The sequence below is a fragment of the Nocardia sp. NPDC060255 genome, from assembly GCF_042727395.1.
In the GTDB taxonomy this organism is placed as follows: Bacteria; Actinomycetota; Actinomycetes; order Mycobacteriales; family Mycobacteriaceae; genus Nocardia.
This window is the reverse complement of sequence record NZ_JBHXAU010000037.1, coordinates 19,347-40,365: the sequence shown is the minus strand read 5'-3', so window position 1 is coordinate 40,365 and position 21,019 is coordinate 19,347. Positions and strand designations below refer to the sequence as shown.

19 protein-coding genes are annotated in these 21,019 nt (G+C 68.0%); 11 read left to right on the top strand and 8 right to left on the bottom strand.

From position 1 onward, the window contains the following. The 4 genes from ACFWF1_RS40555 to ACFWF1_RS40540 all read left to right on the top strand — a co-directional run bounded on the left by ACFWF1_RS40555 (window position 1) and on the right by ACFWF1_RS40540 (window position 4,911). On the top strand, window positions 1-1,251 hold the full coding sequence (locus ACFWF1_RS40555) for a KasA/KasB family beta-ketoacyl-ACP synthase (RefSeq protein WP_150408151.1): 1,251 nt from the start codon (window positions 1-3) through the stop codon (window positions 1,249-1,251). A 121-nt stretch (window positions 1,252-1,372) separates the two neighbouring features. Then, window positions 1,373-2,806, top strand: coding sequence for a carboxyl transferase domain-containing protein (locus ACFWF1_RS40550; RefSeq protein WP_357382269.1), 1,434 nt, complete (start codon window positions 1,373-1,375; stop codon window positions 2,804-2,806). Between the two features lie 132 nt (window positions 2,807-2,938). Further along, complete coding sequence (gene dctA / locus ACFWF1_RS40545; RefSeq protein WP_379291694.1) at window positions 2,939-4,312, top strand: C4-dicarboxylate transporter DctA; 1,374 nt, start codon at window positions 2,939-2,941, stop codon at window positions 4,310-4,312. A gap of 116 nt (window positions 4,313-4,428) precedes the next feature. Continuing rightward, the gene (locus tag ACFWF1_RS40540; protein WP_379291696.1) at window positions 4,429-4,911 is read left to right on the top strand and encodes a winged helix-turn-helix transcriptional regulator; all 483 of its coding nucleotides are present in this window, start codon (window positions 4,429-4,431) and stop codon (window positions 4,909-4,911) included. On the opposite strand, the gene ACFWF1_RS40535 is transcribed toward ACFWF1_RS40540, so the two are convergent. Continuing rightward, on the bottom strand, window positions 4,884-5,579 hold the full coding sequence (locus tag ACFWF1_RS40535) for a nitroreductase (RefSeq protein WP_379291697.1): 696 nt from the start codon (window positions 5,577-5,579) through the stop codon (window positions 4,884-4,886). The genes ACFWF1_RS40540 and ACFWF1_RS40535 overlap by 28 nt on opposite strands. A 164-nt stretch (window positions 5,580-5,743) precedes the next feature. Between ACFWF1_RS40535 and ACFWF1_RS40530 the strand changes: the two genes are divergently transcribed. Next, a complete protein-coding gene (locus ACFWF1_RS40530; protein WP_379291699.1) occupies window positions 5,744-7,708 on the top strand; it encodes an Eco57I restriction-modification methylase domain-containing protein in 1,965 nt (654 codons plus the stop codon). Here ACFWF1_RS40530 and ACFWF1_RS40525 read toward each other — a convergent pair whose 3' ends face one another. Further along, window positions 7,709-8,332: a TetR/AcrR family transcriptional regulator gene (locus ACFWF1_RS40525; protein WP_379291700.1), complete on the bottom strand. Its 624-nt coding sequence runs from the start codon at window positions 8,330-8,332 to the stop codon at window positions 7,709-7,711. Between the two features lie 205 nt (window positions 8,333-8,537). Between ACFWF1_RS40525 and ACFWF1_RS40520 the strand changes: the two genes are divergently transcribed. Then, entirely contained in the window at window positions 8,538-9,350 is an 813-nt protein-coding gene (locus ACFWF1_RS40520) for an SDR family NAD(P)-dependent oxidoreductase (protein WP_379291702.1), read from the top strand. A gap of 104 nt (window positions 9,351-9,454) precedes the next feature. After that, complete coding sequence (locus ACFWF1_RS40515; protein WP_379291703.1) at window positions 9,455-10,450, top strand: GAF domain-containing protein; 996 nt, start codon at window positions 9,455-9,457, stop codon at window positions 10,448-10,450. Between the two features lie 24 nt (window positions 10,451-10,474). Here ACFWF1_RS40515 and ACFWF1_RS40510 read toward each other — a convergent pair whose 3' ends face one another. The 3 genes from ACFWF1_RS40510 to ACFWF1_RS40500 form a co-directional block, all read right to left on the bottom strand. Beyond that, the gene (locus tag ACFWF1_RS40510) at window positions 10,475-10,660 is read right to left on the bottom strand and encodes a hypothetical protein (RefSeq protein ID WP_379291705.1); all 186 of its coding nucleotides are present in this window, start codon (window positions 10,658-10,660) and stop codon (window positions 10,475-10,477) included. A gap of 315 nt (window positions 10,661-10,975) precedes the next feature. Continuing rightward, window positions 10,976-11,491 carry a gamma carbonic anhydrase family protein gene (locus ACFWF1_RS40505; RefSeq protein ID WP_379291707.1) on the bottom strand — a complete coding sequence of 172 codons (516 nt, stop codon included), beginning with the start codon at window positions 11,489-11,491 and terminating at the stop codon, window positions 10,976-10,978. Beyond that, window positions 11,488-12,450 carry a GlxA family transcriptional regulator gene (locus ACFWF1_RS40500; RefSeq protein ID WP_379291709.1) on the bottom strand — a complete coding sequence of 321 codons (963 nt, stop codon included), beginning with the start codon at window positions 12,448-12,450 and terminating at the stop codon, window positions 11,488-11,490. Before ACFWF1_RS40500 ends, ACFWF1_RS40505 begins: the two co-directional genes overlap by 4 nt. A 71-nt stretch (window positions 12,451-12,521) precedes the next feature. Here ACFWF1_RS40500 and ACFWF1_RS40495 point away from each other — a divergent pair, with 71 nt between their 5' ends. Together ACFWF1_RS40495 and ald are read left to right on the top strand one after the other, a co-directional pair. Further along, window positions 12,522-13,289, top strand: coding sequence for an MBL fold metallo-hydrolase (locus ACFWF1_RS40495; RefSeq protein WP_379291711.1), 768 nt, complete (start codon window positions 12,522-12,524; stop codon window positions 13,287-13,289). A gap of 542 nt (window positions 13,290-13,831) precedes the next feature. After that, window positions 13,832-14,944 carry an alanine dehydrogenase gene (gene ald, locus ACFWF1_RS40490; protein ID WP_379291712.1) on the top strand — a complete coding sequence of 371 codons (1,113 nt, stop codon included), beginning with the start codon at window positions 13,832-13,834 and terminating at the stop codon, window positions 14,942-14,944. 967 nt (window positions 14,945-15,911) lie between these two features. On the opposite strand, the gene sigJ is transcribed toward ald, so the two are convergent. Next, window positions 15,912-16,874 carry an RNA polymerase sigma factor SigJ gene (gene sigJ, locus ACFWF1_RS40485; RefSeq protein WP_379291714.1) on the bottom strand — a complete coding sequence of 321 codons (963 nt, stop codon included), beginning with the start codon at window positions 16,872-16,874 and terminating at the stop codon, window positions 15,912-15,914. A gap of 374 nt (window positions 16,875-17,248) precedes the next feature. Between sigJ and ACFWF1_RS40480 the strand changes: the two genes are divergently transcribed. Then, the gene (locus tag ACFWF1_RS40480; RefSeq protein WP_379291715.1) at window positions 17,249-18,166 is read left to right on the top strand and encodes a cobalamin biosynthesis protein; all 918 of its coding nucleotides are present in this window, start codon (window positions 17,249-17,251) and stop codon (window positions 18,164-18,166) included. 339 nt (window positions 18,167-18,505) lie between these two features. On the opposite strand, the gene ACFWF1_RS40475 is transcribed toward ACFWF1_RS40480, so the two are convergent. Together ACFWF1_RS40475 and ACFWF1_RS40470 are read right to left on the bottom strand one after the other, a co-directional pair. Beyond that, entirely contained in the window at window positions 18,506-19,411 is a 906-nt protein-coding gene (locus ACFWF1_RS40475; protein ID WP_379291717.1) for an SURF1 family protein, read from the bottom strand. Continuing rightward, the gene (locus ACFWF1_RS40470) at window positions 19,411-19,911 is read right to left on the bottom strand and encodes a low molecular weight protein-tyrosine-phosphatase (protein ID WP_379291718.1); all 501 of its coding nucleotides are present in this window, start codon (window positions 19,909-19,911) and stop codon (window positions 19,411-19,413) included. The genes ACFWF1_RS40475 and ACFWF1_RS40470 overlap by 1 nt, the downstream gene beginning before the upstream one ends. Window positions 19,912-19,955: 44 nt before the next feature. Between ACFWF1_RS40470 and cobC the strand changes: the two genes are divergently transcribed. Further along, window positions 19,956-20,996, top strand: a complete 1,041-nt coding sequence (gene cobC, locus ACFWF1_RS40465; RefSeq protein WP_379291720.1) for an Rv2231c family pyridoxal phosphate-dependent protein CobC — start codon at window positions 19,956-19,958, stop codon at window positions 20,994-20,996. Window positions 20,997-21,019 lie beyond the last annotated feature (23 nt).

Genomic DNA, 21,019 nt, shown 5'->3' with positions numbered 1-21,019 from the left:
GTGACCACTCCTTCCACCTTGAACGGGAACTTCCCCAACGTCGTCGTCACTAGCCTGGCGGCGACCACGTCGATCGCTGGTGATGTCGATGCGACGTGGAAGGGACTCCTCAACGGCGAGAGCGGTATCGACGTTCTCGAGGATTCCTTCGTCGAGGAATACGACCTTCCGGTCCGCATCGGCGGTCACCTGAAGGTTCGGCCCGAGACCCTGCTGACCCGAGTCGAGTGCCGGCGCATGGCGTACGTCGAGCAGCTCGCGACCGTGCTCGGTCGCGAAGTCTGGCGTAACGCAGGCAGCCCGGAGGTCGACCCGGAACGGCTGGGTGTGGCCATCGGCACCGGGTTGGGTGGCGGCGACGCCCTCATCGACTCGGTCGACAAGCTGAAGAGCGGTGGCTATCGCAAGATTTCGCCGTTGGCTGTGCAGATGGTCATGCCGAACGGTCCTTCGGCCGTTGTCGGCCTCGAATTGAAGGCCAGGGCAGGAGTGGTCACTCCGGTCTCGGCATGCTCGTCCGGCTCCGAGGCCATCGCCAACGCATGGCGCATGATCGTCATGGGCGATGCCGACATGGTCGTCACCGGTGGTGTCGAGGGTTACATCGACGCGGTGCCGATCGCGGCGTTCAGCATGATGCGTGCCATGAGCACCCGCAACGACGATCCGAAGGGTGCCTCGCGTCCGTTCGACAAGGACCGCGACGGTTTCGTCTTCGGTGAGGCGGGTGCGCTGATGGTCGTCGAGACCGAGGAGCACGCCAAGGCGCGCGGTGCCACCATCCATGCTCGTCTGCTGGGTGCCGGTATCACGTCCGATGGTTTCCACCTGGTCGCTCCCGCCCCCGATGGCGTCGGCGCGGCCCGAGCGATGACCCGAGCGCTGCAGACCGCTGGTCTCACCGCGAAGGACATCACTCACGTCAACGCGCATGCGACCGCTACGCCGATCGGTGATACCGCCGAGGCGAACGCGATCAACCTGGCGATTGGCAAGCACGCCTCGGTCTACGCACCGAAATCCGCACTGGGACACTCGATCGGCGCCGTCGGCGCGCTCGAGTCCGTACTCACGGTGCTCAGCATCCGGGACGGCATCGTCCCGCCGACGCTGAACCTGGAGAACCAGGATCCGGCGATCGATCTGGATGTGGTGCACGGCGAAGCTCGCCGTCAGGAGATCGAGTACGCGATCAACAACTCCTTCGGTTTCGGTGGGCACAACGTGGCGCTCGCCTTCGGTCGGGCATAACCGCCTGTATCGACCGCACGACGACCCCGGCGGGATCGGGCCAGCAGGTCCGAACCCGCCGGGGTTTCCACATTTTGCCGCCGCGCCAGCGGTGCACTCATCGAGGTGAGGAGAAAACGCGATGACGATTATCGCTCCCGCGTTTCAACAGGGGACGGACCTGGATCCGCGTGATCCGCTCGGTCGACTACAGCGCTTCTTCGATCCCGGCACGCTGCTTCCGCTGCACCCCCGCGACAAGTCCGGTGTGCTCGCCGCCATCGGTGAGGTCGACGGTGTCCGCACCGTCGCTTACTGCTCCGACGCCACCGTGATGGGTGGCGCGATGGGCGTCGAGGGGTGCAAGCACATCGTTGCCGCGATCGACACGGCCATCGACTCCGGCGTGCCGATCGTCGGCATCTGGCATTCCGGTGGCGCCCGGCTGGCCGAAGGGGTCGAGGCACTGCACGCCGTCGGCCTGGTCTTCGAGGCGATGGTCCGCGCGTCCGGCCTGGTACCGCAGATTTCCGTGGTCGTCGGCTTCGCCGCGGGTGGTGCCGCCTACGGCCCCGCGCTCACCGACATCGTGATCATGGCCCCCGAGGGCCGCATCTTCGTCACCGGACCCGACGTGGTGCGCAGCGTGACCGGCGAACAGGTCGACATGGCGACCCTCGGCGGACCCGTGACGCACGGCAAGAAGTCCGGCGTCACCCACATCGTCGCCGACGACGAGGCCGACGCGGTGCATCGCGCGCGTCGTCTGGTGTCGATGTTCGCCGAGCAGGGCGAATTCGATCTGGTCGCGGCCGAGCACGGCGACGTCGACCTCAAGGCGATGCTGCCGGAGTCGGCCAAGCGCGCTTACGACGTGAAGCCGATCATCCACGAACTGCTCGACAACGTCGACGGCGAAAGCTCGTTCGAGGAACTGCAGGGCGGTTACGCGCGCAGCATCGTCACCGGGCTCGGTCGGCTGGCCGGGCGCACCGTCGGTGTGCTCGCCAACAACCCGATCCGCCTCGGCGGCTGCCTCAACTCCGAAAGTGCCGAGAAGGCAGCGCGTTTCGTGCGGCTGTGTAACTCGTTCGGCATTCCGCTCGTCGTGCTCACCGATGTGCCGGGTTACCTGCCCGGCGTCAGCATGGAGTGGGAAGGTGTGGTGCGCCGCGGCGCCAAGCTGCTGCACGCGTTCGCGGAGGCGCGGGTTCCCCGGGTCACGCTGGTCACCCGCAAGATCTACGGCGGCGCCTACATCGCGATGAACGCCCGTTCGCTCGGCGCGACCGCGGTCTACGCGTGGCCCGGATCCGAGGTCGCCGTGATGGGCGCCAAGGCCGCCGTCGGCATCCTGCACAAGAAGGCGCTGGCCGCCGCGCCCGAAGAGGAGCGCGAAGCACTGCACGAGCGTCTCACCGCCGAGCACGAGCGCATCGCGGGTGGTGTCGAACGAGCCGTCGCGATCGGCGTGGTGGATCAGGTGATCGACCCGGCCAAGACGCGCAGCATCATCGCCGCCGCACTGGCCGCCGCACCGTCGCGCGCCAGCCACCTGAAGAACATCCCGCTCTGACCTGAGCTCTGAACAGTGGGCCCCGGGTACACCCGGGGCCCATTTTCGTTGTCCGGCGGATATATCGGTGGGGTTTTGGGGTGGCAACGTGGGGGACATCGGTCGGATACATGAGGTTCGTACGGTTCGCGGATGAGCGTCACCATCGACTCCGCAGCGGCAGCGCCGACCGTGCGGAAACCGCCCTGGTATCGGTCGCTGTTCGTGCAGCTGCTCGTTGCGATCGTGGCGGGGATCGTGGTCGGGGCGTGCTGGCCGGGCGTCGGGGCCGACTTGAAGCCGTTGGCGGACGGGTTCATCAAGCTGATCAAGATGGTGATCGCGCCGATCATCTTCTGCACGGTGGTGCTCGGGATCGCGCATGTGGGGGACATGAAGGCGGTCGGGCGGATCGGGGTGAAGGCGCTGATCTACTTCGAGGTGATCACCACGTTCGCGCTGCTGTTCGGGTTGGTAGTGGGCAATCTGGTGAAACCGGGGGCCGGCTTCGATATTGATCCGCAGACGTTGGCCACCGGTGCGGAGAAGCTCGCGCGGACGACCAAGAACGGTGAGCTGCCGCACACGGTCGACTTCCTGCTCAATATCATTCCGGCGTCGGTGGTTTCGGCGTTCGCGGAGAACGCGTTGCTGCAGGTTTTGTTCTTCGCGGTGCTGTTCGGGTTGGGGCTGGCGAAGTTCGGGGAACACGGTCCACCGGTGATCCTCGAGGGGATCGACCACATCGGGCGGGTCTTCTTCACCATCATCGGGTGGATCATGCGGCTGGCACCGCTCGGCGCGTTCGGGGCGATGGCCTACATCGTCGGCCAGTACGGGCTGTCCTCCCTCGGCAGTTACGGCAAGCTCATCGCCTGCTGTTACCTTGCGGCACTGCTGTTTCTGCTGATTCTCGCCGTCGTGGCGCGGGTGTTCGCGGGGGTGAATCTGTGGAAGTTCGTCAGGTACATCAAGGACGAACTGTTCCTCGCGCTCGGCACCGCCTCGACCGAAGTTGTGTTGCCGCGCATCATGATCAAGCTCACCGAGGCCGGATGTTCCAGGGCGACCACGGGACTTGTTGTGCCGACCGGATATTCGTTCAACCTCGACGGCGCGACGCTGTATCTGTCGATCTGCGTGCTGTTTCTGGCGCAGGCGCTCGGCGTCGACCTGAGCCTGGGGGAGCAGATCACCGCGGTCGGCGTACTGATGCTGACCTCGAAAGGCATGGCGGGCGTGCCGGGTTCGTCGTTCCTGGCGCTGTCGGCCACCATCACCGCGATCGGCCACGGCTCCATTCCGGTGGCCGCGGTCGCGCTGCTCCTCGGCGCGGACCGCATCATGGATTCGATGCGGGTCACGGTGAATCTGCTCGGCAACTGCGTCGCCACCTTCGTCGTGGCGAAGTGGGAGGGCCAGCTGGACACCGACCGGATGCGCAAGGTGCTCGACGGGGAAGATGTGCCGCCACTGGAGGACGCAGATCCGATGTCGGAGTACGCGCTGGAGAAGGCGATGCCGTGAACGGCTACCGGCAAAGCCCCGATGCTGGAGGACGCAGATCTGATGTCGAAGTGCGCCCTCGAGACGGTGACGCCATGAGCGGCTGTTACCGAAGCCGCGCTCGGTAGCATCGAGAAGTGCGCTACGAAGACCTTGCCGACGTGCCGTGCTCGATCACGCGCCCGCTCGTGATCTTCGGCGACCGTTGGACCCTGCTGATCCTGAAGTTCGCGTTCTCCGGCATCCGCCGGTTCAACGGGTTCCAGAGCGCGCTCGGCATCTCCCGCAGCCGCCTGCAGGACCGTCTGGACCGGCTGATCGAACACGAGATCCTGGTCAAGAAGAAGGCCGCGGTCGGGGCGCACGAGGAGTATCGGCTCACCCAGAAGGGCCATGACATCTATCCGATCCTCATGGCCATCCGGGACTGGGGCGACACCCACATGGCGCCCGACGGCCCGCCCGTGCGCTACACCCACCAGGGCTGCACGGGCGAGGCGCACGCGAACCTCGAATGCGATGTATGCGGCCAGGTGTTGACCGCACGCGACGTGCTGCCCGAGGCCGGACCGGGGCTGCTCGAGACTGAGGGTCAGTCGGTGAACCAGGTCGCTACCTGAGCCAGGTCCTCGCGAGAGGTGCGGAACCCGTTGACCGGATGTTCGGTGTCCGGGTAGCCGAAGGAGATCCCGGCGACCACCCGGCGATTGTCCGGGATGCCGAAGTACGCGCGGATGAACGGTGCGTACGACGCCAGCGCCGCCTGCGGTGCCGCCCCGAGGCCGAGGCTCTGCGCCCCGAGCAGGAAGTTGCCGATGTAGGCGCCGCAGTCGACGGCACCGTAGACGCCGATATCCGCCTCGGTGGTCACGATCGCCACATGCGGTGCGTCGAACAGTTCGAAGTTGCGCACGGCCTGCCGCATCGTCTTCTCGTGATCGCCCTTGCTGATGCCGACACTGTCGTACAACTGCATGCCGCATTCGCGTCGGCGATCCCGGAACACCCCGGTGTACTGCGCCGGAAACGGGAAATCCGGTTCCGGCGTTGCGGTTTGGACGTGCGCGAGCAACTCCGCACGGAACCGATCGGTGCCCGCCCCTTCGGTCAGCACCACCTGCCACGGCTGGGTATTGCACCAGGAAGCAGTGCGCTGCGCCAGGCGCAGCAACGTCTCGACGACCTCCCTCGGCACCGGATCGGCCAGGAACTGCCGACAGGTCCAGCGTTCCTCGAGCACCTTGGCCAACGCCGAGTACTGCTCGGTCGCCACATCCGCTGCCGTCATCCCCACACCTCCATTTGGTCCCATTATGAGACCGAACGTTAGCATCGAAATTAGCAGTGCGAAATGATCGCGAAGCAGTCTGTGTCAGGCACTGTGGCCCAGGCCCGATACCAGTGCTCGCCATTGCCCTGAATGCCGGGCTCCGACAGGGCAGAATCCACCGCATGGCGTCCGGAGCCCCCGCCGCACGGGATCGCAAGCGGCACGGCAGGCACTACACGCCGCCCGAGCTCGCGCGTTTCCTGGCCGGACGGCTGCTCACCCACGTGCCGCCGCCGGCGTCCGGCGTGCTGCGGGTACTCGATCCGGCCTGCGGTGACGGCGAGCTGCTGTTCGCGTTGCGGGACGAGGCCGCGATCCGGTTGCCAGCGGTCCGAGTCGAGCTGACCGGGTACGACCTCGACGCGGCGGCCCTCGCGGTGGCGCGAGCGCGGAACGCTGGGGACGGGGTCGACTGGCATGTCGGCGACTTCCTCACGGCGGCCGAAGAACTCGCGGCAGGATCATTCGACGCCGTGATCACGAACCCCCCGTACGTGCGCACTCAACAGCTAGGCGGCACCACCGCCCAACTGCTCAGCAAGCAGTTCGGCTTGCGCGGGCGAATCGACCTCACCCACCCGTTCGTCGCGACACTGCCCCGGCTGCTGTGCCCCGATGGCGTGCTCGGGTTGTTGTGCGCCAACAGGTTTCTGACAACCAAGGCGGGCGCGAACATTCGCCGACTGCTGCTCGCCGAGCTGAACCCGGTCGAGCTGTACGACCTGGGCGACACCAAATTGTTCGAGGCAGCAGTGCTCCCCGCGATCACCATCGCGACTCGTGGTGGCACCAGCACATGCCGATATGTCTCCGCGTATGAAGTCGAGGGCAACGAAATCGCCTCGAAGACCGACCTTTTCGATGCCTTACTCGGTGCTCGCGGTTGCCTTGTCGCGCACAGTGGACGAACCTTCGCGGTCGAGGTCGGCACCTTGGTCACCGGACATGCGACGCGTTCAGAGTTGGAAACCTCAGGGGTGCGGGAGGTTTCCTCGATGCAACGGACTGGCGCCCCTGATCCGAACGTCCACCTGTCGTCCGGCGATCCGCTGCTACCCGACAGTCCGAGCGTCAACCTACAAGCCGAGGGTCCGCGCCAACCTCACGAGCCGAGTGCCAGTTTTCGGGCCGAGGGCCCACCGCGATTTGACGGGTGGCGGCAATCCGAATCGACTGTCGTGCGACAGCTTCCGCCAGAGCCGCCGGGCAACCAGTCCGGGCGCCGGAAAACCTTGCGGCGCAACGCGGAACCCGAGACCGCGTGGCGCATGTCGAACACCGAGGTCGATTCTTGGCTCGGTGGGATCGCCGCGGCGACCTGGCGAACGTTCGGCGAGGTTGCTCGGATTCGGGTGGGGATCAAGACGACTGCCGACAAGGTGTTCATCTCCGATCGGTGGTCTGATCTCGAGCCGCCGCCCGAACCGGAGTTGCTACGCGAGCTGATCACCCACCACGACCTCGAACCGTGGCGCGTCGCCCGGTCGCACGACACCCGCGTGCTCTATCCCTACGATCTGACCCGGCCGAACCGTACGCCGATCGATCTGAACGAATTTCCCTGTGCCGCTGAGTATCTGCGCGCTCACAAGGACACCCTCGCGGCCCGTCACTACCTCGGTCCGAGTGGTCGCGAATGGTTCGAGATATGGGTGCCGCAGCGTCCGCATCTGTGGCGGGAGCCGAAGGTGGTGTTTCCGGATATCAGTGATCGCCCGCGATTCGCGCTCGATCGGTCGGGCGCGGTGGTGAACGGCGACTGCTACTGGATCTCGCTACCCGACCTGGCCCAGGCGCCTGCTGATGCCGAACGGCTCGCGTATCTGCTTATGGGCGTGGCGAATTCGTCGCTCGGACGGCGGTTCTACGATGCGGTGTGCGGGAACCGCCTGTATTCGGGCAGGCGTCGGTGGATCACCCAGTACGTCTCGCGGTTGCCGCTGCCGAATCCGGGATCGGCGCACGCAGCGATCATCATCGAGCTGGCTCGTGAGTTCGTCGACGGCCGAGTGCTGGATGCGGCGGCGCGGTCCGATCTCGACGAGCGGGTGGCCGCGGCGTTCGGGGTGTCGCCGCCCGCGCCCTGACTACGCGGTGACGTGCACGCCCACCATGGGCATCAACGTCCGCCGAGCGAACTCGCGCGCGGCATCCCGATCGGTGACGGGAATGAGCCCGTCCGGGGTGAGCGCCAGGGACAGCGCGAGCCGAGCCATGATCTCCGCGACCAGGTCGGCATCGAAATCGTGGGTGTTCTCGGTGTCCCGCAGCTCGCGCAGCTTCTCCGCCAGATAGCTGCGGCCGACGACCAGGATCGGTCCCGCGTCGGTGGTCAGCCGGGGCAGGATCAGGTCCGGCTCGGTGCGCAGCAGCCGGCGCAGCAACTCGTTGTTCGCGATGGCGGTGATGAACGCGACGAAGATCTCCACCAGCTGGTCCTCGGTGCCGGTTACGGCCCGCACCTGCTTGTCGATCATCGCGACGAAGCGCTGCGCCTCCCGCACGCTCACCGCCTCTACCAGCTCGTTCTTCGATTCGAAGCGGCGGTAGAGGGTGGCGGGGCTGATGCCTGCGCGCCGGGCGATCTCGCCCATGCTGGTCCGTTTGATGCCGAAGTCCAGGAAGGCCGAGAGCGCGCTTTCCAGGAGTTTCTCGCCGTCGGCGACGGGCTTGTCCAGGATGCGCTGCAGCATGGGCGGGACAGTTGGCATCTGGTCTCCAGTCGATTCGCGCGAGGGCCTGGCGTGCGGGATGGCGTCGCGACGGTGCGGGTGATGGACCTTCATTATTTCACCGGCGTGCGGCGGCCTGGTCGTGGATCGCCGGAATGGGGCCTAGGTCGCGCGCCCAGCGTTGGGTGGTTAGCCTTCATGGATATCCGATTTGGATGCCGGATGGGTTGGAAAGGGTTGAGCCGTGGCATATTTCGCTGATCGGGTGGTCGCGATCACGGGCGCCGGCGCCGGCATCGGCCGCGAACTGGCCCTGACGCTGGCCCGCGACGGCGCGTTGCTCGCGCTTTCGGACAAGTCCGCCGACGCCGTCGCCGCGACCGCAGAACTCTGCGCTGTCGTCGGCCGTGAGCCCACGACGACCACCCTCGACGTCACCGATCGGGCGGCCGTCCTCGACCACGCCGCGGCGACCGTCGCGCACTACGGCCGGGTCGAGGCGCTGGTCAACAATGCCGGGATCCTGCACGTCGGCGGGGTGGTGGAGTCGCCGTTCGGCGATTTCGAGCAGGTCATGGACGTAGACTTCTGGGGCGTCGTCAACGGCACCAAGGCCTTTTTGCCGCATCTGCTGACCGCCGAGCGGGCGCATGTGGTGAACATGTCCTCGGCCTTCGGACTGGTCGGGGTGGCGCAGCACGCGCCGTACAACTCGGCGAAGTTCGCGGTGCGCGGGTTCACCGACTCGCTGCGCCAGGAGATGCGGGCCGCGGGCGGCAAGGTTCGGGTGACCGCGGTGTATCCGGGCGGCGTGCTCACCACCATCGCGCGGTCGGCGAGCGTCGCACCCGGCATCGACGCCGCGGCGGTCGCCCGGCGCTTCGAGGCGCATGTCGCGCGCACCAGCCCGGCCGCGGCGGCGAAGGCGATCCTGCGCGGCGCGGCGCGCGGCGAGGCCAAGGTTCTTGTCGGACTGGACGCCCTTCTTGTGGACCTGGTCACAAGGTTCGCCGGCTCGTATCACGAACGGGTGCTGGACATGGTATTTCGTTCCTGACCGCGCGGAACCGCGCGATCAGGAACGGATGATGTTGAAATGTCAACTGGTCGAACGCTTCTCGCGGCACTAACCGATCGGGCGCGATCGATCGGACGCGGCTGATGGCGAAATGGATCCTGGTCGAATGCTTTTCGGGCACGCCGGGCAAGGTGATCGCGTTCGGTGCCGCGCCGAAGTCCTTCGTGCCGCTGAGCAATATCCTGCGCAACCCGCTCTCGCTCGCCGACGCGGAAGCCGCTCTCGCGCAGGCCTGTCAGACTCGCGCCCTGGTCGCGCGGGTATCGGACGACGGCCGCCGCACCGTGCGAGCCGAACCGCTGCTGATCACGCCGGAACGGGCGCATGCCGTTCGACTGTGGATCGGTCCGGTGCCGGAGCCGCTGCCTGCGCGAGAACCGGTGGGCGCGTGGTACTTCAACCTCACCACCAATCGGTCGGTGCGCAGCGTGGACCTGCTCGATCTGTACGGCGTCGCGCCTGAGGACCGGGAGGCGGAACTGGCCATCGCGGGCGCGTTCACCCGGTTGGTCACCAATCGGGACGAGAGCGAGGCGCTGGCGAAGATCGTGAACTCCGCGCCGGGCACCGAACATCAGGCGGTGTGGACGGTCCGCCGCGACGACGACGCCTTGCGCGCAGGACATTTCGCCTGCCGGATCATCCTCGAGGTCGACGCGGCCGGGCGCAGGGAGGTGCTGTTTCGCGGGGTGACCCAGGACATCGGCGCCGCGACCTCGGTGCCTGCCGCGCCGCCGCCGATGATTCTGGAATATCGGCTGCTGGAGGCGTCCACCGCGCCGGGGGAGTATCGCGCGATCGTGAATCTGCGCTCGCTGCAACTGATTCGCTGGATCGGGCCGCCGATGCCCGGCATCGCCTGGGCGGATCTGCCCGGTCAGCCGCCGCCGCGGATTCATCCGGACGATCTGGCGGCGGCACAGGAGATGTCACGGGAGTTGGCGCGCCATCGTACCGAGGGCACGGTGCGGCTGCGGCGCACCGATGGTGGATGGCAGCCGGTGCGGGTGCGGGCCGCGCTGATGGCGTTGGATCAGCACACCACGGCTGGACTGGCCACGGTCACCGCTGTCGAGTGACACGCGGTGACCGTGGGTTCGGGTTCACTGACGCGGTAAGTTCAGCGCCGCCATTTCCTGCTCGATCGCATTGGCGGCGAAATCTACTCCGCTGGAACGCAATTCATGGACTCGCCGGTGTAGTGCCTCGACGCCGCCCGGCTGGGCCGCGATGTCGGCAACGCTGATCCGCCCCGTGGACCGGTGCATATTCGCCTGCACGTAAGCCATCACCGATACCTCCTGCCTTGCACGCTCACGACTTCGCCTGGCTGACGCCAGCCTCGTCGTGTGCGATCGCGCGCCGCGTCTTCAGCTCGCTACGCTCACTCACAACTTTGCCACGGTCGGCTCCGTCGTGTGCGACCGTGCGCTGCGATTCGGTTCGCTCGCTACGCTCGCTTACGGACCCATCGACCCAGATGGGCTAACCACTGCGCTACAAGCCGCACGACTACCGTTTCGGCAGGAGACCCCGGGTCACCGGGCACGCTGGCGAAATGTTATCAGCGATTCCTGCTGGTCACTTGATCAGTGTGCGCTGTCTCACACCTCTTTTGCCGTACGGTGATTGGCCGTGTTGTGTAGGTACACAGCCCCATTCAGTCGAATGCCGTCCTGCTCGGCCTCGCTGAGTTCGCGCCGGACCTTACCGGGCACGCCGGCGACGAGCGACCCCGGCGGAATCTGCGCGCCCTCCGGAATCAGCGCGTTGGCCGCGATCAGGCTGCCCGCCCCGATCACCGCGCCGTTGAGCACGGTGGCGCCCATCCCGACCAGCACGTCGTCGCCGACCGTGCAGCCGTGCAGGATCGCGTTGTGCCCCACCGAAACCCCGCTGCCGACGGTGAGCGGGAAGCCCGGATCGGCGTGCAGCACGCAGCCGTCCTGAATGTTGGTCCGCTCGCCGACGCTGATCTCCTCGAGGTCCCCGCGCAGCACGGCCCCGTACCAAACACTCACCTCGGCCGCGAGCCGCACCCGGCCGATCACCGTGGCGGTGGGCGCGACCCAGGCGCTCTCGTCGATCTCCGGGGCGAACTCGCCGATCTGAATCCTCATGCGGTCGAACTTAACCGTGCGCCCTGGAACAACGCGCGGTGGGCGGCGGGGCTGGTGCCGAGGATGCGGTGGAAGTGGTGGCGCAGGCTGACCGCGGTGCCGAAGCCGGTGTCGGTGGCGATGCGTTCCATGGTGTCGTCGGTGGTTTCCAGCAGCAGCCTGGCGCGGTCGGCGCGCTGGTGCAGCAGCCACTGCTGCGGGCTGTTTCCGGTGCGGTCGCGGAAGCGGCGGGTGAAGGTGCGCCGCGACATCAGCGCGATGCGAGCCCAGCGGTCCAGGTCGATCGCCTCGCCGAGATGTGTTCGGGCCCAGACCATCGCGCGTTCGATCGGGTCGTCGTCGGTGGCGTCGGGGACCGCGATGGGGATGTACTGGGCTTGCGAGCCGCTGCGGTGCGGCGCGGTGACCAGGTCTCTGGCCAGTTCGGTCGCGGCGCGGCTGCCGAGGTCGTTGCGGACCAGGTGCAGGCAGCAGTCGAGGGCGGCGGCGACGCCCGCGGAGGTGATCACGTCGCCCAGGTCGGACCAGAGGGTGTCGGCGCGGACCCGGACCGCGGGGCAGGCGCGAGCCAGGGCGGCGGCGCCGGCCCAGTGGGTGGTGACCTCGCGGCCGTCGGCCAGGCCGCTGGCGGCGATCGCCCACGAGCCGAGGCACAGGCCGACGATCCGCGCGCCCGCGGTGTGCGCTTGGTGCAGGGCGGTGCGCAGTTCCGCGGACAGCGGCATGTCACGTTCCCAGCTGGGGATGATCACCGTGTCCGCGCGGACCAGGCGATCGAGACCGTGTCGCACTTGGATGTCGAAACCCGCTGGGGTGCGCAGACTTCCGGGTCTTTCGGCGCACACGTCGACCTGATAGGGCGCCGGTCCGCCGATGCCGACCCGGCCGAAAACGAGGCTCGGCACGGACAGATGGAAGGGGCTCATGCCGTCATAGGCGAGAACGGCCACGGTATGCATGGCCCGATTTTAGCGGTAGGCGGCTCTCGGGCCACTGTTGGGTGCTCCGGCGAGTCGGCAAACTCAACGGCATGACCATCGAACACGGCAACCAGCTCGAAGTACTGCACATCGGCGGACCCACGGTGCGCCTCCGGTATGCGGGCCAGACCTTCCTGACCGACCCCACCTTCGACGAGCCCGGCGACTACCCGTCGGGTCCGGTCACCCTGCACAAGCTCAACGGTCCCGCGGTGTCCGCGGAACAGGTCGGTGCGGTGGACGTCGTGTTGCTCTCGCACGACGAGCACGCCGACAACCTGGACAACTCCGGTCGCGAATTCTTGCAGACCGCGGGCGCGGTGCTGTCCACGCCCGGCGCCGCGGAACGGATCAATGGTGTTCGGGGACTGGAGAACTGGGAGACCACGACGATCGGCGGCGTCCGGATCACCGGCGTGCCCGCGCTGCACGGACCTGAGGGCTGTGAATCGTTGACCGGGATCGTGACCGGGTTCGTGCTGCAGGCCGACGGGCAGCCGACGGTGTACGTCTCGGGTGACAACGCCTCCGTCGATCGCGTCGCGCAGATCGTCGAGCGGATCGGGCAGATCGACGTCGCGGTGCTGTTCGTCGGCGCGGCCAACGTCGGCCACTTCGGCGACATCGACCTCACCCTCAACGCCCGCACCGCGGTGCAGGCTTCGGAGCTGCTCGGCGACGCGGTGATCGTGCCGGTGCACGGCGAAGGATGGGTGCATTTCAGCGAGACGCTGGATCGGCTGAGTCTGCTGTTCGCGTACGCGGGGCGCGAGAAGCAGCTGCGGATTCCGCCGCTCGGTGCGGAGATCACTGTTTGACGGACGTGCCGGGTCTACGCGGACACTTTTCGCTCGAGGTTCGCTTGAGATGCTGCCCTGAGCTCGAAAGTGTCCGCTGCGGCCGGGCGGGCGTACTACTTCGAGCCTCGACAGTGGGGCCAACCTGTGCGCCGGATCTTCCACGTGTTGGCGCAGCGACTGCGGACTGCCCGGGCGACGATCGCGCCGACACCGGATGCGGCGGATTCGTGAGAAGCGGACGTCAGCCCCCGCCGGACGGAACGCAGCCGCCCGTCGCCACGTACGTAATGGTGTGACGCGCATGGAATTGCTGGCTGATCCGTGCGCGTGCCGCTGAAGTACGCGCAGCGGCGGGTCGGGCTCGGCGGCTGCGGGCTGGTCGCTGTCGGTCGGGTGGGCCCGCGGAATCGGCGTCCGATCAGCGCGGATTGTCTAGGTCGCCGTCCTGGTGCTGATCAACTTGCGTAGAAATGGCCGGTGAGCGGGCGGTCTCGTGATCATCGTGTGATACCCGCGCGTCGTTCGTGGCGTGCGCCCGGTGTGGGGTTCACGATGGCGTTATGAAGATCGGAGTGCCACGCGAGGTCAAGGAACAGGAGTTCCGGGTCGCCCTCACACCGGCCGGGGCCGGGGAGTTGACCGCGCACGGACACGAGGTGCTGATCGAGGCGGGTGCGGGCTTCGGGTCGGGGTTCGCGGACGCCGACTATGCCGCTGCGGGGGCGCGCCTGGTGACCGTCGAGCAGGTGTGGTGGGAGGCCGACCTGGTGTTGAAGGTGAAGGAGCCGATCGCGGAGGAGTATCCGCGGTTGCGGCGCGGGCAGGTGCTGTTCACCTATCTGCACCTGGCGGCGTCCCGCGAATGCACCGACGCGATCCTGAGTTCCGGGATCACCGCCATCGCCTACGAAACCGTGCGGGCCGCCGACGGTTCACTGCCACTGCTCGCGCCGATGAGCGAGGTCGCGGGCAAGCTCGGCAGTCAGGTCGGTGCCTACCATCTGATGGCGCCGCTGGGCGGTGCGGGCATGCTGCTCGGCGGCGTACCCGGAGTGCGCCCGGCCGACGTGGTCGTGCTCGGCGGCGGCGTCGCAGGATCCAACGCGTCCGCGGTCGCCGCGGGCATGGGCGCACGAGTCACCGTGCTGGACACCAACTTGCACCGCCTACGCGAACTGGACGCACGCTTCGACGGGCGGATCACCACCGTCGCCTCCAACGCCGCCGAAATCCAACGCGCCGTCGCCGCCACCGACCTCGTCATCGGCTCGGTCCTGGTCCCCGGCGCCCGCGCCCCCAAACTCGTCTCGGACGACCTGGTCGCGCAAATGCGCCCCGGCTCGGTCCTCGTCGACATAGCCATCGATCAAGGCGGCTGCTTCGAGGGCTCTCACCCCACCACCCACGCGAACCCCACCTTCCGCGTACACAATTCGCTGTACTACTGCGTAGCAAACATGCCAGGAGCAGTACCCCACACCGCCACCATCGCCCTCACCAACGCCACCCTCCCGTACGTCCGCGCCATCGCCGACCTCGGCTGGCAAGAAGCCTGCACCACCAACCCCGACCTCGCCCACGGCCTGACCGCCGACGCAGGAAGGCTGCTATCAGCGGAAGTAGCTGCGGCACATGGATATACAACTGCCAAGCCCGTAGGCCTCGCAGGCTGACCCGATCCGCGCCACGTCGATAACGGACCTGGGCTACCCGCGGTCTGGCAAGCTGACCCGATCCGTCCTCCGGCGGTCGCGGATCTGTGTTATCCGCCGTGTGGCGGGCTGACCTGATCTGTGCTCCGGCGGTCGCGGATCTGTGTTGTCCGTGGTGTGGCGGGCTGACCTGATTCGTGCTCCGGCGGTCGCGGATCTGTGTTGTCCGTGGTGTGGCGGGCTGACCTGATTCGTGCTCCGGCGGTCGCGGATCTGTGTTGTCCGCGGTGTGGCGGGCTGACCTGATTCGTGCTCCGGCGGTCGCGGATCTGTGTTGTCCGCGGTGTGGCGGGCTGACCCGATCCGTGCTCCGGCGGTCGCGGACCTGTGTTACCCCGCAGCCCGGCAGGCTAGCTCGATCTGCGCGAATTCGGTTGCGCGCCTGCCTAGCCCGCCTCGCCGCCTCGACCGATCCCACAGACCGTCCATACCGCTCACGGGACCCCAGCGCCTGCCAGGACCCCGTGAGAGGCAGGCAACCTCTGTGAGATCCCCTCCACACCAACACATTCGACTCCACTGGAGCGCGCAGAGCGCAGCCACGGCGAGATCGCCAAGCGAGAACCCATCCGTACACCCACTGTGCCAGCCTCACACCGCCTGTACTGGGTGTGGGGCTGGCACAGCGGGGGCGCGGCGGTAGCTTCACCACCCCGGAAGCCGAGATTCGCTGATTACCGAGCTTCGCAACGCCACCACAGCCGGGTCACCCGCAGGCAATCCCCCCGAACCGGCAGCACCGATCAGATTGCCGAGCGGACCGTCCAACGCCCCACAACGCCACCGCTGTCAGCCAAATCTGCACCCTCACTCGGGATCGGCACTGGCTCTAGGGCCCTATTCCGAGTGCCGATCCCGAGACAGAGTGCAGATCCTGGGCGTACCGACTCGCCGAGCGCCTCGCGGGCCTGGTTGAGCTGGGAGTGGACTATTCGTCCTCGGTGGCGGTTGCGCCCAAGTACCAGTCGGGTTCGCCGGTGGTGGGGAGGTCGTGCAGTTTGTCGGGGTTGCGGACGACGTTGATGGCGACGATGCGGCCGTCGTCGATGGTGAAGGCGAAGACGCCGGTGTGGGTGCCGTCGAAGACGACCAGGCCGGGGGCGCCGTTGACCAGCACCGCGCGGCCCCATCCGTTCGCCGCGGACGGGGCGTGGTACCAACCGAGCAGCATCTTGGCGATGAGCTCGGCGCCGTGCACCGGCTGGCGGATCGCGGGGACCTTGCCGCCACCGTCGGCGGTCAGGCTGACGTTGGTGTCGAGCACGCCGAGCAGCGCGCTGAGATCACCGGAGCGCCAGGCGACCGCGAAGGCGGAGACGACCTTCTCCTGCTCGTCGGGCGAGGCGGGGAAGCGGGGCGTGCCGTCCTCGACGCGTTTGCGGGCGCGCGAAGCGAGCTGCCGCACGGCGGCCGGGGTGCGGCCGACCACCTCGGCGACCTCCGGACCGGTCATGCCGAACACGTCCTGCAGCACGAAGGCGGTGCGCTCGGCGGGCGACAGGGATTCGAGCACGACCAGCAGCGCCGTGGTGACCCGCTCGTCCTGGGTGATCCGGTCCGCCGGATCGTCCCAGCTGGTGACCTCGGGTTCCGGCAACCATTCGCCGACATACTGCTCACGGCGGGCGCGGGCCGAGCCCAGCTGATCCAGCGCGAGCCGCCCGGTGACGGTGCTGAGCCAGGCGCGCAGGTTCTCGATCTGCCCCGCGGTGCCCGCCTCGTGCTGGCGTTGCAGCCGCAGCCAAGCATCCTGCACCACATCGTCGGCGTCGGTGAGGCTGCCCAGCGTGCTGTAGGCGAGCCTGCGCAGATACGGCCGGTGCTCCTCGAACCGCCGAGCCAGTTCGGCCTGGTCGATGGGCTCGGGAGTACTTGGCTGTTCGGAAGTCACTGCTGTTCGCCGTTCGGTCGTTCCGCCCCGCCGGGCGTGATTCCTATGAGTGCGTCGCCAGGTAGACGACGCAGCGAATCAGAGTGTGACACGCCGTCCAAAACCGCCCCGCCACCGGCGTGGTCCGCGTCCCTGACCCGACCGCTCACCCAGGAAACCCGCCCGATTCGCCCGCCGCGCATGAGTTGGCGCGGCGCGCATGAAGCGGCAGGCAATTTCGTGCGCGGCTCACCGGAGTGTGCGCGGGGTTAGTCGCGCACGGAAGTCCGTCCGGCGTCGCAAGCCGGAACATAGTGGCGGCATCGTTCGAGGGGGAGCGCCACCATGTGTGCGGTGGCGGTTGTTCGGGTGGCGGGAGCGGATAGGCTCGGCGGGTGCACAAGGGGACCTCGACCGCGGCTGGATTGCTGCTCGGTTTTGCGCTCGATCGGGTGCTGGGGGATCCGCGGCGGTGGCATCCGGTGGCCGGATTCGGTTCGGCGGCAAGTGCGCTCGAATCGGTGACGTATGACGATCGGCGCAGTGCGGGGGTGCTGCACGAGGTGCTGCTGGTGGGTGGGGTGGTCGGGTTGGGTGTCGGGGTGCGCGGGCTCGGACTGCCCGCGACCGCGCTGGCTACCTGGACGGTGCTCGGCGGCCACAGCCTGGCGAAGGCGGGTAGCGCGATGGCCGACCGGCTCGAGGCAGGCGACCTGGACGGCGCGCGTGCCCTGCTTCCCTCGCTGTGCGGCCGCGATCCCGAGGTGCTCGACGCCGACGGATTAGCCCGTGCCGCACTGGAATCCATCGCCGAGAACACCTCCGACGCGACGGTGGCCCCGCTGGTCTGGGGCGCGATCGCCGGCGTGCCCGGCCTACTCGGCTATCGCGCGATCAACACCCTCGACGCCATGATCGGCTACCGCAACGACCGCTACCGCCACTTCGGTTGGGCCGCAGCCCGTACCGACGACCTGGCCAACCTCCTCCCCGCCCGCCTCACCGGCCTGCTCACCGTCGCCCTCGCCCCGCTCGTCGGCGGCCGCCGCGCCGCAGCTCTGCACGCCTGGCGCCGCGACGCCGCGAAACATCCCAGCCCCAACGCGGGCGTAGTCGAGGCCTCGATGGCCGGCGCCCTCGGCGTCCGCCTCGGCGGCCGCACCCAGTACCGTCACGGCACCGAACTCCGCCCCACCCTCGGCGACGGCCCCGCCCCAACGGTCGCGGATCTCCATCGCGCCGTACACATGTCGGAGTCCGTGCAACTGGCCTCAGCCCTGGTGGCAGCGCTGTGGGCGATCGCCAGGCGCTAGACCGCGGATGATCGCGAAGTTTGTTGGGCCGCCACACGACTCGTAGCCGCTGTGACCGAAAGGATTAGCGGCCGCGGCGATTGAGCGATCGTGCCCACCGAATGGCCCAGTTCGCCGACCGTACAGTTGGCATCGGTCGCGACGGCCGCGCGGTGGTCGATGAATAAGGCGCCAGACCAAAGGTGGTCAGTCGCGGCCGCAGATGCGGCTCCGCCAGGAGCGCTTCGGTACGAAAGCGCCCGGAGGTGCGGTGGTGGCGGTTCGATCGCCGCAGCGTGGCACGACACTCGAGGGTGCAGTTAGGTGGAGCGCTGAGCGGTCGCGATACCGGAGGACTAGTCAGTCGCGGCCGCGGCCGTAGCGGTCTGCTAGGCGCGCTTCGGTGTTCGGTGCGGCAGCGGCGGGAGGTGGTGTGGCGGGGGTGGATTCGGATGCTGAGGATTCCGCGGGCACCGATTCGGCGGGTTTGGTTGGGGTGCCTGCTTTTTCCCGGCGGCGCTCGCGGATCTCGGCGTACAGGAAGTAGCCGAGGCCGAGGGGCGCCATGATGCCGAAGGCGAGCCATTGGAGGCCGTAGGAGAGGTAGGGGCCCGCGTCGAGTTGGGGGAGGGGGGTGGGGGTGAAGACACCGGGCTGGTTTTCGTCGAGTTGGAGGTAGCCGCCGCGTTCGCCGGTGGGGATCGGGGTCAGCGGCTGCTGCAGGAACGCCGCTTCCTGGGTGGTGTCGATCGAGTACACCTGCCGGTAGCCGTCTTGGATCGACGGGTCCTTGCCGGGCGTGATGCCCTCGGACATCCGGACTCTGGCCTCGAGGCGCTGGGTTCCGGCGGGCGGGTCGGGGATCGGCGGCGGACGGGAGCCGTCTACCGCCGCGACCAGTCCGCGGTCGATGAGCAGGAGGCGTCCGTCGTCCAGCCGGAACGTGGTGAGCACGGAATAGCCCGGGGCACCGTCGAGATGGCGCAGCCGGACCAGCACGGTCGAGTCCGGCAGGTAGCTGCCGGAGGCGGTCACTTTGCGCCATTCGGTGTGTGAGTCGTCCGCGGCGGAGCTGCCTAGGACGGTGGTGATGTCGATCGGCGCGGCGTCCACCGAGTCGGCGATGAGCTGGTTGCGGTGCGAGGTGCTGGTGTTCTTGCCGAGCTGCCACGGTGCCAGCACCGTGAAGCACAGGTAGGCGAACACAGCGACCACCGCAGCGAGGATCACCCAGCTCGGCCGCAGCAGGAAGGTCAGCTTGCGCATCAGCCGCGCCTGCCGGGCACGGGCTCGCCGAGCTCTGCGCGCACCCAGTCGAGCAGCCCGGGCATCGCCGCCTCGATCTGATCCCGGACCAATTCGAAGTCGGCGGAGTCGCCGTAGTAGGGGTCGGGCACGTCGGGCCCATCGGCGGCCGGGTCGAAACTGCGCAGCAGCCTGCGCCGGTCGGATGGCACCCCGAGCCGAGCCAGTTCACGCTCGTGCGAGGTGTCCAGCGCGATCAGCAGATCGGCGTCGCGATGGTCGGCACCGAGGGCCGCGGCGACATGCCCGGTCGGATAGCCGTACTTGCGCAGGGTCGCGTTGGTGCGCCGGTCCGCGTCGTCGCCGACGTGCCACGCACCGGTGCCCGCGCTGCTCACCCGCACCCGATCGGCCAGTCCCGCGCGGGACAGATGCGTCGCGAAGATCTTCTCCGCCATCGGCGAACGGCAGATGTTGCCCGTACAGATAAACGAGACATGCAGCTCACCCACGACAGCCATTCTGGCCGGTCGACCTACGGGGCCGCCACGTAGGGTGTGATCTCGTGCCCGAGGACAGCGTCGATCCCGCGAAACTGCGCCACCACGGCGACGTGGACGCGCGCCCGGGGATGCTCGACTTCGCGGTGAACGTGCAGGGCAGCGCGCCGCCGGACTGGCTGCGGCGCCGGCTCGCGGCCCGGCTGGACTCGCTCGGGCGATACCCGAGCGCCGAGGAAGATCGCACCGCTCGGCGTGCGGTCGCCGCCCGGCACGGCCGCAGTCCGGACGAGGTCTTGCTGCTGGCCGGGGCCGCCGAGGGATTCGCCATGCTGCCGCGCCTCGCGCCGCGCCTGGCCGCCGTCATCCACCCGTCTTTCACCGAACCCGAACTCGCGCTGCGCGAGGCAGGCGTCGCGGTGACCAGGGTGCTGCTGGAGCCGCCGTACACCCTCGACCCGATGGCCGTTCCCGCTGAGGCCGACTTGGTGGTGCTCGGCAACCCGACCAACCCGACCTCGGTACTGCACCCCGCCGAAACCATCCGCGCACTGCGTACACCAGGCCGGATCATCGTGGTCGACGAAGCCTTCGCCGACGCGGTACCGGGAGAGCCGGCCTCGCTCGCCGGATTCACCGCCCCCGACGTACTCGTCTTGCGCAGCCTCACCAAAACCTGGGCGCTCGCCGGACTCCGCTGCGGCTACGTCCTCGGTCCCCCCGAACTGCTGGCCCGCCTGAATCACGGCCGAGCCCACTGGCCCCTCGGCACCCTCCAGTTGGAGGCGATCACCGCCACCGCCGAACCCGCCGCGGTCGCCGAAGAACAACAGCGCGCCGAGGTCATCGCCGCCGAACGCAGCGCAATGATCGATCGCCTGACCGAACTCGGCATCCACGTGCACACCCCAGCCGAGGCCCCGTTCCTGCTGCTCCACGTCCCCGACGGCGAACTACTCCGAAAACACTTGGCAGACAAGGGTATAGCCGTCCGCCGCGCCGACACCTTCCCCGGTCTCGGCCCGAACCACCTGCGTGTGGCAGTGCGCGGAACCGCCGAGGTGGATGAGTTGATCGCTGCGATTCGAACGGCGGACCTGTGGTGATCACAGGTGGCCGCGATCATGAT